The following is a 12308-nucleotide window of genomic DNA, read 5'->3' as shown; positions in this document are numbered from 1 at the left end:
GTCTAGCGATCTATGTTAAATCTAGAGAGTTTGTAGAATTAAGAGAGTGAGAAAATTTCAAAAGTAGCGCATTGGGCGAACGGAGTTTGCGGCACATCGCCTGCAATTGGTTCATTCAATGCGCCGCAGCGCGCTGAAAACCCGCCACAGCGCCTTCAGCCGCGATGGCGCAGCGCGTCGGACAGAGCGCATGAAGCCGGCCGGACATATAAGGCAAGTCGCCCTCGGACGCTCTCGGCGCGACGTCGAGGAACTATGTCCCGATACCACAATCCTCGACGGCCTAGCGGTCCTCGGGGAGGATGCAAGCGAGGCACAGGCCACGGCGCTGGAGCGGCTCCGCGGCATGCAGTGAGTCAGGTCAATTTGATTCAAATCCGGCTGTGGATATTTGCTTTTGGCTAAATCGAGGCGGTCATCTTGCCGGCGGGCGGGCAACAGGGAGATGCCTATGACAAGCGACTTTGCCGCCGCACACCTGCACCTTGAACGAGCCTGCCACTATTTGAGCGGCGAGGACGAGACGAGCCGCACGGCTCGTGCGGCTCTGGATCTCCTGATCGATGCAATTGTCGCAGCGCAATACAAGCGGCCGGTGGGAGATGTTGTGGAGTTTCCAAGGCCGGCAAAGCTGGGGCAATCCGCAAGCGGGAACGGGTAATCCAACTAGCGGCGTCCCTTGTCCTGCCGGATTTACATGAACCAGGTGGCCACCAGGCCGATCGTCGCCGAGAAGATGGCGGCGGTCGTTGCCCAACCGAGTATGTTGGTGCTGCGGCTGTTCACCTGCTCCCCCATGATCCTGCGGCTGTTCGTCATCAGCATGATGAGCAGCAACAAGGGCGGCGTCGAGAAGCCCTGAACGATGCCGGACCAGACCAGCGCCTTCATCGGATTGAAGCCGAGGAAGTTGAGGCCGGCGGCGATCGCCGTAAAAAATCCGATGGCGAGATAAAATTTGGGTGCCTCTCGAGCCCGGGCGTGCAGGCTGTTTTTCCAGCCGATGGCTTGCGCCACGTCATAGGCAGCGCCGGCGGTCATGACAGGAACCGCGAGGAAACCGACGCCGATCACGCCTGCGGCGAACAGGACGCTTGCGGCCTGGCCGGCTAGCGGGCGCAGCGCCTCCGCCGCTTGCGCTGCCGTGTCGATATCGTGGTGGCCCGCCTTGTAGAGCGTAGCACCCGTCGACAGGATGATGAAATACATGATGAGATTTGAAAACGTCATGCCTATGAGGATGTCCCGGCGCGAGCGGCGGAGTTCGCCGGCGGTGGCGCCCTTCCTTTGCCTGAGCGTCGTTCGCCCCTGGGCAATCTCCTCCTCGACCTCCTCATTGGACTGCCACGTGTAGAGATAGGCGGACAGCGTGGTGCCGATGATGGCGACCAGGATCGACAGGAACTCGCGGTTGAATTCGATCCTTGGAAGCAGCGTTCCGCGCAGCACCGCCGCGGCGTCCGGTTTGGCCAGAATGGCGGCACCGACATAGGCGAGCAGCGCCAACGCCAGCCAGCGAAAGATGTTGCGGATCAAAGTATAGGAGCCGAAGACCTGGAGGGCGAAGATGAGGGCGGCGACGAACAGCACGATCAGCGGAATGGGAAGCGGCACGAATATGTTGATCGCCGCCGCCATTCCACCAAGATCGGCCGCTGCCTCGATGGTGTTGCCGACGAGCACACCCAACAGCACCGACCAGAGCAGCCACCGCGGGTAGAAGTCCTTGATGACGTGGAACAATCCGCGCCCCGACACCTGGCCGAGCTTCGACGACAGGTAGACGACCGCGTACATCATCGGCAACGTCACCGGAGCCGTCCAGAGCAGGTCGGGTCCGAAACGGGCGCCGGCACTGGCATAGGTGCCTATAGCGGAACAATCGTCGTCGGCCGCCCCTGTTATCAGGCCGAGGCCGAGCGCTCGTCCTATGCCGCCCTTGCCCTCCTTCGGTGGGATGGAATGATCGGAACCGGCCTGCCTCATTGCGACCGGACCGGGTTGCGAACGAAAGACGCGGCCTGCCATGCAATAATGGTAAGGATCGGTCGCGGCGCTGGTCTCATTTTGCTTCCTTCAACAACTTGCCCAAACCCGGCGTGCCATGACTTGTTCCGCGACGACCGGACAGGGGTTTTGTCTCAGGCAAAAAAGTTCGGGTTGACCGCTTCCGAACGCGAAGCGACTATCCGTTCGAGGCGAAGATCGCAGGAGGAAATGCAATGGACGAGCCCGGTCAGTGGCGCCACATGTCGAGCGCGCCAAGGGACGGCAGCAGAATCCTTGTCACGGTTCGGCCGTCCGAACAGGGTCCGGCCGAGGTCGACATGGCTTACTGGGCCCGCGCCGATCAGTTCGGCAGCGAAGGCTGGCGCGCCTCCGACTCGTCTCCAGGACGCATCGTCGAATATGCCGAACCCGAACTGAAGTGCTGGATGCCGCTGCCGTCGGCCAATCTCAGCAAGGGATCGATGCCGAGCCCCTGGGAGGGCGAAGATGTGCCGCTGGTGGATGGCTCGGGGATATGAGCTAGCGGGAAGGGTCGTTTTGATCGCTGCCGGGACAGCGCCCCCCTCTGTCCTGCCGGACATCTCCCCCACAAGGGGGGAGATTGGCAGCTTCACTGTCGGCCCTCAGAACAGGAATGCGGCTGTAGCGGGGTTCGGGCCGGTGCGGCCGTCGGGCGAATCCATGCCCCGGATAAGCTCGAGGTCCTTCGCTTCCAACTCGAAATCGAAGACATCGAAATTGGCGGCGATGCGGTCCTGGTGGATCGACTTTGGAATGACGATCAGCCCTTCCTGAAGGTGCCACCTGACGATCGTCTGCGCCACCGACTTGCCGTGTTTCCTGGCGATGCTTTCAAGCGTCGGATCGCTCAACAGCCGGCCGCTGCCCAGTGGGCTCCAGCTCTCGATGCGGATGTTGTGCCTGTCGTGGAATTCACGTTTGTCACGCTGCTGGAAGCGGGGGTGGAGCTCGATCTGGTTGACGGTCGGCGTGACGCCGGTCTCGCCGATGATCCGTTCGAGGTGGTCCTGGTTGAAGTTCGAAACGCCGATCGACTTGATCCGGCCTGATTGCCTGAGTTCGATCAGCGTCTTCCAGGCCTCGACATATCTGTCCTGGCTGGGCACCGGCCAGTGGATCAGGAACAGGTCGATCTGTTCGATGCCGAGCTTGCTCATCGTCTCGTCGAAGGCGCGCAAGGCGGCGTCGCGCTGATGCGCGCCGTTGCGCAGTTTCGAGGTGATGAACAACTCGCTTCTCGGCACGCCGGCCGAGCGGATCGCCTGCCCGACACCTTCCTCGTTCTGATAGCCTTCGGCGGTGTCGATCAGCCTGTAGCCGGCCTCGATTCCCCAGCGCACCACCTTGGCGGTGATGGCTGGATCGACCTGCCACACGCCGAGGCCGATTTGCGGAATGGCGGAGCCGTCGTTCAATCTGATTTGTTCAGGTCTATTCAGGGTAATCTGTTCAGGCATGTTCAGGTCCTTCTGCATCGTTCCGCCCGGCGCAGGCTCTATCTAGTCTGAATGGCCGCCAAAGCCAGTCGATATCAGGAGAATGTGAGGAGACGGACGTGAAGCGCTGATCCTCCGCTTCGGGCCGACAGCTCTCTGTGACCCACGGACTCCAGGGAACTCTATACAGGACGACCCCACTATCGCGGATTCTGTGGTATTCTGTGGACTATCCGAGGAGGCGACTGCGTTGACCAACAGCTTGGAAGCCGAAGGGGCAAGAGACTGGTCGCCCCTGCTGGTCGCGGCAGAACAAGGCGATGCGGAGGCGGTTCGATCGGAATTGGCGGCTGGCGCCGACATCAATCAGTCGGACGACGGCGGCTGGTCTGCACTTCACCTTTCAGCCCTCAATGGCCGCACAGCTGTGGTGGAGGCGCTGATCGAAGACCCGGAAATCGACGTGAATGCCAGAAACAAGTGGAAGAGCACGCCCTTGAGCCTTGCGTCGGCCAAGGGACATTACGCGTGTATCGCAGTCCTCGTGAGACACCCCCAAATAGAGATCAACGCGCGAGCTGACTACTACGGCAGAACGGCTCTTATCGAGGCGGCGAAGAACGGGCATCTCGAAGTCGTCAAGTTGCTCGTGGAGAATGGCGCGGAAGTAAATCTGACCGACAAGACAGGGAGAAACAACGCGCTCATCGAGGCTATCAAGGGGCGGCACTACGAGATCGCGGAATACCTGCTGGATTCTGGGAAAGTGAGCTTTATCAACAAAGAGATGAGGCTAAACGCCCTGATCTGGGCTGGCAGCTGCCACAACCCTCAGCTTATCGAAAAGCTGGAAGCCGCGATCCACAGTTTCTTCGACGGCAAATAAGGGCCTCGCCCTTACTGTCGCGGGGCGCGTCCGTATCTCCCGTCACGTCGACACGTTCGACGGCGCAAACGGCCCCGCGGCGCTTCACATAAATTATTCAACCAAACGGTTGACTACCTCAATGCATGCGTCTATATTCAACTACATGGTTGAATTAGAGACACCCCAGATGGACGCGGTTTTTCACGCCCTTGGCGACGCCACCCGGCGGCACATGCTTCGCGATCTCGCCGATGGCGAGAAAACGGTAAGCCAGCTGGCGGAACCCTTCGCGATGTCGCTCGCGGCGGCCTCCAAGCACATCAAGGCGCTGGAGAACGCAGGGCTTATTCGTCGAGAGGTGAGGGGCCGCACGCATCTGTGCCGACTAGCCCCTGGACCGCTGGCCAGCGCCCATCAGTGGCTCAGCTTCTACGAGCGCTTCTGGACCGGTCGTCTCGATGTTCTCGAACGCCTTCTTCGCGAAGAGGACGCACGCAAAGCCCAGGATAAGTCCAGGAAATCGCCCAACCCGAAAGAAGGAGACGAGCAATGAGCCAGATGAGAACCATCGACGCCTATGGCGAGCTGAGCGAGCCCGCCACGTTCACCATCCAGCGCCTCTTGCCCGGCCCCATCGAGCGCGTCTGGGCCTATCTCACCGAGAGTGACTTGCGCCGGCAATGGATGGCCGCGGGCCAGATGGAAATGAAGGCCGGCAGCTCGTTCGAATTGGTCTGGCGTAACGACGAGCTGACGGACCCGCCTGGCCAGCGCCCCGCGGGCTTTCCCGAAGAGCATCGGATGGAGGGCCGGATCACCGAACTCGATCCGCCGCGCAAGCTTTCCATCACATGGGGAAACACCGGCGGCGTCTCCTTCTTGCTGGAGGCGAAGGGTAACGATGTGCTGCTCACCGTCGTTCATCGCCGCCTGCCGGAACGTGCAATCCAGCTCAACATCACGGCCGGCTGGCACATACACCTCGACCTGCTGGCCGCCCGCCTGGCGGGCAAGACGCCGACCTCGTTCTGGGACGGCTGGAGCCGCCTGCGGGAAGAATACGACCGCCGCCTGCCGGCCTGATGTAACTCGCGGCGGCCATCCCTGAGGTCGCCGCCAGCAACACGAAGCAACGCTGAAACGATGAAACGTGCTTGCATCCGGCAAGCCTGATGGAGGAAGTCATGCGCAAATTGATCGCTGGAATGAAAATTTCCGTCGACGGCAAGATGGAGGGGCCCGAGGGTTATGCCGATTGGGTCGACGCGTGGTCGGACGAATACGGCCTGACGCCGCAAATCGACGCTTGCCTGCTTGGCAGCGTCATGTATGCCGGCTACGAGCGCTACTGGAGCGCCATCCAGAACGAGCCCGACAAGCCGCTGCCGATGACCGGCAAGTTACCGAAGCCGGCCGAGCTCGAATGGGCCAGCTTCGCCGCGCAGACGCCGCATTATGTGCTGTCGAACACAATGACTTCGGCGGCCTGGCCAAAGACGCGCTTCGTGCGGAATTTCGAGGATATCGCTGCGCTGAAACAGCAGCCCGGCAAGGACATCTACCTTATGGGCGGCGCCCGAATTACCGCGAGCCTTATCGATGCCGGGCTGGTCGATGAACTCAGGCTGATCGTCTATCCGCTGCTCGCCGGTGACGGAAAGGCGCTGTTTGGGACGGCGAAAAATCGTCGTGGGCTCGAACTGCGCAAGGTCGAACAGCTTTCGGACGGCCGCGTCGGGCTGGTCTACGGGATCGGCTAAAGCGCGTCGCGTTCGATCGGCCTCATGCGATGCGCTTTTTGCGCGGCATGCATTAGCGCCAACGTCAGGCAACGACGCCGCGGCAGGCCCAGGCGACATTGGCAAAGGACCTCGGGCCGTCGGGCCGGCCGGCCTCGTAAGCGTCGCGCATGGCGGCGTCGGTGCGCGCCCGCTCTTCCGGGTCGAGCGCGGCCACATATTTGCCGAGCGGCCCTTCGCCGGCGGCAATCGGCGCCCAGTAATCATCGAAATTTTGGTAGTTCATGCGGATCATCAACTCGGTTTCCGTAACGTCGCGGAGACCCTGTTCGACAAAGGTCCGTTTCATTTCACCCGGCTGCATCATCGGCTGCGTGCAATAGCGGGCACGCAGCTGGCGTCCGCCTTCACTGAGCACCGCCACCGTGTCGATCATCATGCGCATCCCCGGCATGCCGCCGAGATGGTCCCATACCGTCGCCGCGACGACGCCGCCCGGCCGCACGACGCGGCGCATCTCGGCGACTGCCTTGCCGGCTTCGGGCACGAAATGGAGCACGAGCAGGGCCAGGGCACGGTCGAACGCGCCATCCTCAAAGGGCAGGGCGCAGGCATCCGCCTGACGGATTTTTATCCGCGGATCGGTGTTGCGCCGGATTGCCTCCTCGACGAAAACGGCCGAAAAGTCGATCGCCGCGACCTCGCCGAGGTCAGCGGCCTTGACGAGCGCGAAGGTCAGGCTGCCGGTACCGCAACCGACGTCGAGGATGTTTTCGCCGTCGGCAAGCCCCACGAAGTCGATGAACAGCGGCGCGAGTCTTTGGCTCCAGCGGCCCATGAGCTGCTCATAGCCGGCAGCATGATGAACGTTGAAACTTGAAGTCATCGAAGCCTCCTCCCAAAGCCGTATGCTAGACTTCGGCGGCCGCTGACGAAAGCCACTTTTCGCGCGTGTTGGTTCGGCAGCCCGGAGCGCGCGAAGACATCGCCGGCCGGATTTGATGGCGCCGGCCAGCCAGCCTCCGTGGCCTCGACCACCTATTCGGCGGGTAGCCCGCGGCGCTTCCATTCGCTGCGCGGCACCGGATCTCCGACACGGAAGGCGAAGGAAATGACTTTCGTCGCGTCCGGATCGACCTCGCAACGATAGCTCAAATCGTACCACTGCCCGTTGGCACGGAAGGCGGTCCTGGGAACTTGCATGATAGTGCCTTCCTTCAGCCTGAATGAACGCAAGAGGTCGGGAAAATAGGGGGGCGAGGCGCGGCGCAACTGTTCGCGCAATTCCGTGAGGCAGAGCTGACCGATCCGCACGGGGCGGGGTATATTGCCCATTGCGCTTGTCGCTATCGGATCACCGGTTGCTGCTTCCGAGAACAACGTCTTGGCTTGCTGAAGCTTCAAGGGTTTTTGCTCCTTGACGTTCGCTGGCTTGGGCTTAGGCGGCGCGGATGCGCCAGGCGACGGAGCCTGGTCTTTCCCCTCGACCGCTGTCACGGCAGGTGGCTGTGCAAGATCCTGGTTACTGGGAACTTGCGGCGCTAGCGATTGTTCCGAACCATCCTCCGCACTGTTGCCGTCCAGAGACTTGCGAGGACCGGCGTCCTTCTCACCGAATTGGAAGACAGGTCTCTGCGCGGTGACCTCACGGCTCGTCGGCGTCTCGACCTTGGCTTCCGGCTGCTTTTCCGGCTTGGGCGGTTCAGCGGGGGAAGGAGGTTTGGTTTTTTCCGGCGGTTTAGGCGGCGGCACGATATCCACTGCGATGGCCTGCTCCTTCTGCGGCTGCGGGGGCGACAGCGGCAGTGCGGACAAAAGAAGCGCGGCGGCGAGCAAATGCACGACCGCGGAGGCAGGCAAGGCCCACCCGAATACCCGGCGCTGATCCCGTATGTCGTCTCTCATCGTGACCGGTGTGTGGAATGAAATATTGGCGGCATCAAGCATCGATGCCGCCGGACGTCGAAATAACCCGTTGCGAATCGAAAGTCGGCGGCTGCAATACGGCGCGTCATCCAATCGTCTGGCGTCGGCGTCCGTGCAGGGGACCGGGCCAGCAGCGGATGCAGCAAGTCGTCATTTCAGGCGGCTAGCAGGCACGCCCTGCCGGCACGGTGTCACCGGTTGAAATCACAGGGAAACCGATAGCCCGCCGTCAACCGCGAGCACGTGCCCGTTGACGTAAGCGGCAGCGTCGGAGGCGAGAAACACCACGGCTCCGCCGAGCTCCTCAGGCTGGGCCCAGCGGCCCGCGGGGGTTCGTGCCTCGACCCATTTGGTGAAGGCCTCGTCGCGCATAAGTGCGGTGTTGAGCTCGGTGGCGAAATAGCCGGGGGCGATCGCGTTGACGGTGATGCCGTGACGGCCCAGCTCAGCGGCAGTGGAGCGTGTCAGCCCGTGCAGCCCCGCCTTTGCCGCCACATAGGCGTGAATGGTGGGACGGCCAAGGATCGCTGCGACCGATCCGGTGTTTATTATGCGCCCGAACTTGTTTGGCAGCATCAGGCGCACCGCGTCGCGCATCATGCGGAAGCAAGCCGACAGATTGACGGCAACCACATGGTTGAAATCCTCGTCCTGCCATTCGACCAGCGGTTTCCGATGCTGGATGCCGGCGTTGTTGACCAGAATATCGAGGCGGCCGTGGCGTTCGACGATTCCTTCGAGCGACGCCCTTGAGATCGCCGCGTCGGTGACATCGAACGGCAGGGCTTCTGCACCGATCCTTTCGGCGGCCGCGGAAAGGGCGGCCATGTCGCGCGCATTGACGATCACCGTCGCGCCGTTTTCCGCAAGTGCCTTGGCCATGGCAAAACCAAGACCACGCGAGGCACCCGTGACCAATGCGACACGGCCCTTGAGCGAGAACAATTCCGGCATTGAGATCCCCTATGAAAAGGGCGGGAGTTTCCTCCCGCCCAAAAGCACTATTTGGCGACGCAAGTGTCGGCTGTCTCCGGAGTGCAGACATCGAGGCCTGTGTAGGTCGGGTCGGCCGGCGGAGCCTTGCCCTCCTTCATTTCCTTCAGCGCCATCATCGTCTTGTAGCCCATCTCGAACGGCCGCTGGCCGACCTGGCCAAGGGAGAAACCTTCCTTCATCTGGTCGATCTGTACCGGAAGCGTGTCGGCAACGACAAGGGCCAGGGCTTTCGAGGCGATCTTGTCCTTGTACGGTGCGACCGCGGCGCGGTTGGCATCGGGAATGAACTGCGGGAAGCCACCGGTCGGGACGAATGCGTCGAGGTTCGGGTTTTTCGCCATGATATCCTCGAACTGTTGCACCGAAAGCGGGAAATCATCGTTGGTGTAGAGCGGACAGCCTTCGATTTCAGTCCAGCCGTTCTGGCCCGTCAGCCGATCCCCGGGCGAGGCCGCCGATTTGGTGCCCGAAAGTGTATCGCGAATGCCCTGCATGCGCTCGTTGTGGTTGGCCGCCGCGGCGCCGCCGGACTGGATGCAGATCGTGCCGCCTTTGGGCTTGATCTGCATGACAAGCTTGGCGAGGTTCTCGCCGATCTCATAATTGTGCGTGCCGATATAGGCGACGCGAAGATCTTTGTTCTCGGGCAGGAGGTCGGAATCCCAGGTGAGGACCGGGATGCCGGCTTCCTTGGCGGCCTGCAGCGCAACCGCCATCGCCGCGGCGTTCGATGGCGACACGGCGATGCCGTCCACCTTCTTGGCCACGAGGTCCTGCACGATCTGCACCTGCTCGTCGCCACCACCATGCTCGCCGGGGCCGATATACATGCACTCCACGGCGCCATTGGATTCGGCCTCGGCTTTCTTGCAGCCGTCGCGTGCCTGGTCGAAGAAAGGATTGTTCATGTTCTTCGGCACCAGGGCGAAGGTGTATTTCGCCTGGGCGCCGGAAACGGCGAGCACCATTGCGCCAAGCGCGACGGCGGCCGTGAGCAGATGTTTTTTCATGTGACGTTCTCCTCCTTGGTGTGATGTCCCGCAAGCCTCCCGCCGGCGGGTTTCTAGCGGCGTTTTTTGGGCATCAAGACTGCCAGCGACGCGGCGAGAATCGATTTGCCGCCGGTTTGCATGCCCAAAAGAACCGCAAGAACGATGAAGGCGCCGACGAAGGCACCTTGCCAATTTGAATCGATGCCGGCCATCAGCAGCGCATTCCTGATCACCTCGAGGAAGGCCGAACCGATGATCGCACCGAAGGCCGTGCCGGCGCCGCCCATGAGGCTGGCGCCGCCAATGACTGTCGCGGCGATAACGCGCAGCTCGTAGCCCTGGCCCATGGCATTGATGGCCGAGCCGTTATAGCCGAGGAGCAGGAGCGAGGCGAGCGCGGCGGTGAAAGCCGAGAAGACATAGGCCTGGAATTTAATCCAGTTGACCGGAACGCCGGTGAGCCGTGCCGCCTCCTCATTGCCGCCGATGGCGAAGAGATGCCGGGCCCAGGCTGTGAAGTTGAATACGAAGCCGAGAATCAGGGCCAAGATCACCATGGTCCAGAATTGTGACGACAGTTCTGGTATCCAATGCGGTGCCCAGTCGTTCGGACCATGCCGCGGCCATTTCCACTGACCGATTGCCTTCACGATCGGAGCATCGGGCCCGAACTGGTAGAGCATCTGGTTGGCCGAGAATACGACCGCCAGCGAGCGCGCGACGGACAGCATACCGAGGGTGACCACAAAGGACGGCATCCCGACATAGGCGACAAAGAATCCGTTGACCGCGCCACAGGCCAGACCGGAGAAAAGGCCCATGGCGAAGGCGACGTACCAGGGATAATGCCAGGTGAGGAACAGGCCGGCGACGATGACCACGAGACCCATGACGGAGCCGACCGACAGATCGATACCGCCGGTGATGATGACGATCGTCATGCCAAGTGCCATGATGCCGAAAGGTGCGAAATTGCGCGTCACATTGGCGACGTTTTCAGACGTGCCGAAGCTCGGCTCCATCGCAGTCATCAACATGACGAGCGCGATGAGCGCGATCATCACCCAGAAGGGCTGACTTGAAATCACACGTTGGAGAACTGTTTTTTCCTTGGTCGGGACGAAATCCGACATTACCGGCCGGCCATGTTCTTCGACTGAGCCCTGAACGCCAACTGACTCCTGAACACTATTCGCCACGGATGGCCCCCGTTATCAGTCCAGTGATTTCCTCGGGCGATGTTTTGTCGGCTGGCTTGTCGGCAACTTTCGAGCCCCGCCTGAGGACGATAATGCGATCTGCCACGGCGAACACGTCAGGCATTCGGTGACTGATCAGCATGACGCCGACTCCTTGTGCTTTGAGGCGTCGGATCAGTTCGAGTACTTCCGCCACCTGGCGCACGGAGATGGCGGCCGTTGGTTCGTCCATCAGCACCAGCTTGGCATTTGAAAGCCGGGTCCGCGCGATGGCGACCGCCTGGCGCTGCCCACCCGACATCTTCCTGACGAGGTCGCGCGGCCGGGTTTCCGATTTGAGTTCCTTGAACAGCGCTGCCGAGCGATCGATCATCGCCTGCTTGTCAAGAATCCTGATCGGCCAGAAGCCTTTCTTGATCTCGCGCCCCAGAAAGACGTTCTGCGCGGCCGTCAGATTATCGGCGAGCGCCAGGTCCTGATAAACAACTTCGATCCCCTTGGCGCGGGCCTGCACGGGCTGGTGGAAGTGGCACACCTCGCCCTCGACTACAATTTCGCCGTCGCTCGGAGGAAAATTCCCGGCCACAGTCTTGACTATCGTCGACTTGCCGGCGCCGTTGTCCCCCATCAGACCAACGACTTCGCCTCGCTCCACCTGGAAGCTGACGTCAGTCAGGGCCTGGATAGCCCCGAAATTCTTGGAGACGTGGCAAACCTCAAGCACCGGCATCGCGGTCCTCCCGGGACAACATTTATCGGTCTTGTCCCTGGTCAATGCACAGCAGCTAATCAGCGAAACGTATTCAACACAATCATTTATTAGGTCAGGCCTTCCTGCCGTAACGCGCCTCGTCCAAGTGTGACTTGTAGCTGCTGCAGAGCACCGAGGCGCTCGGCCGATCCTTACAACAGCCACCAGGCGATCCTCATGCTTGCGCCGCTTCATATCCGTTTCGGGTGAAAATGAGTGGGCATTTTTCGAGCGGTGCCAACGCCTCGGGTATGGAGCGCGGCAGAACACGGCTTTGCGTCATTCAAACACACGAGGACAGTGGCCAAGCCTGTCCCTAGCGTGCGTCGGCCAGAGCGCACGTCAGGAGATGAGCCCGCATTCGGGGGAG

The 12308-nt window shown here is 61.5% G+C and carries 13 protein-coding genes; 5 read left to right on the top strand and 8 right to left on the bottom strand.

Annotation, left to right across the window (positions count from 1 at the left end; all coding sequences use genetic code 11):
* Positions 1–693: 693 nt before the first annotated feature.
* Positions 694–1986, bottom strand: coding sequence for an Nramp family divalent metal transporter (locus tag NKJ55_RS20540; protein ID WP_352451453.1), 1293 nt, complete (start codon positions 1984–1986; stop codon positions 694–696).
* Positions 1987–2222: 236 nt separating this feature from the next.
* Between NKJ55_RS20540 and NKJ55_RS20535 the strand changes: the two genes are divergently transcribed.
* Complete coding sequence (locus NKJ55_RS20535) at positions 2223–2528, top strand: hypothetical protein (protein WP_023677305.1); 306 nt, start codon at positions 2223–2225, stop codon at positions 2526–2528.
* Positions 2529–2633: 105 nt separating this feature from the next.
* On the opposite strand, the gene NKJ55_RS20530 is transcribed toward NKJ55_RS20535, so the two are convergent.
* Positions 2634–3488: an aldo/keto reductase gene (locus NKJ55_RS20530; RefSeq protein WP_352451452.1), complete on the bottom strand. Its 855-nt coding sequence runs from the start codon at positions 3486–3488 to the stop codon at positions 2634–2636.
* Positions 3489–3717: 229 nt separating this feature from the next.
* Between NKJ55_RS20530 and NKJ55_RS20525 the strand changes: the two genes are divergently transcribed.
* The 4 genes from NKJ55_RS20525 to NKJ55_RS20510 all read left to right on the top strand — a co-directional run bounded on the left by NKJ55_RS20525 (position 3718) and on the right by NKJ55_RS20510 (position 6095).
* Positions 3718–4353, top strand: a complete 636-nt coding sequence (locus NKJ55_RS20525) for an ankyrin repeat domain-containing protein (RefSeq protein WP_352451451.1) — start codon at positions 3718–3720, stop codon at positions 4351–4353.
* Positions 4354–4498: 145 nt separating this feature from the next.
* Positions 4499–4888, top strand: a complete 390-nt coding sequence (locus tag NKJ55_RS20520; RefSeq protein ID WP_352451502.1) for an ArsR/SmtB family transcription factor — start codon at positions 4499–4501, stop codon at positions 4886–4888.
* Positions 4885–5418 (top strand): SRPBCC family protein, encoded by a 534-nt coding sequence (locus tag NKJ55_RS20515; protein WP_352451450.1) that lies wholly within the window; start codon positions 4885–4887, stop codon positions 5416–5418. The genes NKJ55_RS20520 and NKJ55_RS20515 overlap by 4 nt, the downstream gene beginning before the upstream one ends.
* A 101-nt stretch (positions 5419–5519) precedes the next feature.
* Entirely contained in the window at positions 5520–6095 is a 576-nt protein-coding gene (locus NKJ55_RS20510; RefSeq protein ID WP_352451449.1) for a dihydrofolate reductase family protein, read from the top strand.
* Between the two features lie 64 nt (positions 6096–6159).
* Here the strand turns inward: NKJ55_RS20510 and NKJ55_RS20505 are convergent, their stop codons facing one another.
* From NKJ55_RS20505 to NKJ55_RS20480, 6 genes are all read right to left on the bottom strand, one after another.
* Positions 6160–6960, bottom strand: coding sequence for a class I SAM-dependent methyltransferase (locus NKJ55_RS20505; protein ID WP_352451448.1), 801 nt, complete (start codon positions 6958–6960; stop codon positions 6160–6162).
* A 152-nt stretch (positions 6961–7112) separates the two neighbouring features.
* On the bottom strand, positions 7113–8021 hold the full coding sequence (locus NKJ55_RS20500) for a DUF930 domain-containing protein (RefSeq protein WP_352451447.1): 909 nt from the start codon (positions 8019–8021) through the stop codon (positions 7113–7115).
* 183 nt (positions 8022–8204) lie between these two features.
* Complete coding sequence (locus tag NKJ55_RS20495) at positions 8205–8954, bottom strand: glucose 1-dehydrogenase (protein ID WP_352451446.1); 750 nt, start codon at positions 8952–8954, stop codon at positions 8205–8207.
* Between the two features lie 47 nt (positions 8955–9001).
* Positions 9002–10006: a sugar-binding protein gene (locus NKJ55_RS20490; protein ID WP_023677316.1), complete on the bottom strand. Its 1005-nt coding sequence runs from the start codon at positions 10004–10006 to the stop codon at positions 9002–9004.
* 53 nt (positions 10007–10059) lie between these two features.
* Complete coding sequence (locus NKJ55_RS20485; RefSeq protein ID WP_352451445.1) at positions 10060–11121, bottom strand: ABC transporter permease; 1062 nt, start codon at positions 11119–11121, stop codon at positions 10060–10062.
* Between the two features lie 55 nt (positions 11122–11176).
* Positions 11177–11917: an ATP-binding cassette domain-containing protein gene (locus tag NKJ55_RS20480; RefSeq protein WP_352451444.1), complete on the bottom strand. Its 741-nt coding sequence runs from the start codon at positions 11915–11917 to the stop codon at positions 11177–11179.
* Positions 11918–12308 lie beyond the last annotated feature (391 nt).

The sequence above is a fragment of the Mesorhizobium sp. M0106 genome, assembly GCF_040322715.1.
Lineage (GTDB): Bacteria > Pseudomonadota > Alphaproteobacteria > Rhizobiales > Rhizobiaceae > Mesorhizobium.
The sequence above is the reverse complement of the archived record's forward strand: the minus strand, read 5'-3'. Positions and strand labels throughout refer to the sequence as shown.

Excerpts from the sequence above, each read along its gene's own strand:
- NKJ55_RS20490 (WP_023677316.1), bottom strand. The coding sequence starts at position 10,006 with ATGAAAAAACATCTGCTCACGGCCGCCGTCGCGCTTGGCGCAATGGTG.
- NKJ55_RS20485 (WP_352451445.1), bottom strand. The coding sequence starts at position 11,121 with ATGTCGGATTTCGTCCCGACCAAGGAAAAAACAGTTCTCCAACGTGTG.
- NKJ55_RS20510 (WP_352451449.1), top strand. The coding sequence starts at position 5,520 with ATGCGCAAATTGATCGCTGGAATGAAAATTTCCGTCGACGGCAAGATG.
- NKJ55_RS20495 (WP_352451446.1), bottom strand. The coding sequence starts at position 8,954 with ATGCCGGAATTGTTCTCGCTCAAGGGCCGTGTCGCATTGGTCACGGGT.
- NKJ55_RS20505 (WP_352451448.1), bottom strand. The coding sequence starts at position 6,960 with ATGACTTCAAGTTTCAACGTTCATCATGCTGCCGGCTATGAGCAGCTC.
- NKJ55_RS20530 (WP_352451452.1), bottom strand. The coding sequence starts at position 3,488 with ATGCCTGAACAGATTACCCTGAATAGACCTGAACAAATCAGATTGAAC.
- NKJ55_RS20515 (WP_352451450.1), top strand. The coding sequence starts at position 4,885 with ATGAGCCAGATGAGAACCATCGACGCCTATGGCGAGCTGAGCGAGCCC.
- NKJ55_RS20535 (WP_023677305.1), top strand. The coding sequence starts at position 2,223 with ATGGACGAGCCCGGTCAGTGGCGCCACATGTCGAGCGCGCCAAGGGAC.
- NKJ55_RS20540 (WP_352451453.1), bottom strand. The coding sequence starts at position 1,986 with ATGAGGCAGGCCGGTTCCGATCATTCCATCCCACCGAAGGAGGGCAAG.
- NKJ55_RS20480 (WP_352451444.1), bottom strand. The coding sequence starts at position 11,917 with ATGCCGGTGCTTGAGGTTTGCCACGTCTCCAAGAATTTCGGGGCTATC.
- NKJ55_RS20520 (WP_352451502.1), top strand. The coding sequence starts at position 4,499 with ATGGTTGAATTAGAGACACCCCAGATGGACGCGGTTTTTCACGCCCTT.
- NKJ55_RS20500 (WP_352451447.1), bottom strand. The coding sequence starts at position 8,021 with ATGCTTGATGCCGCCAATATTTCATTCCACACACCGGTCACGATGAGA.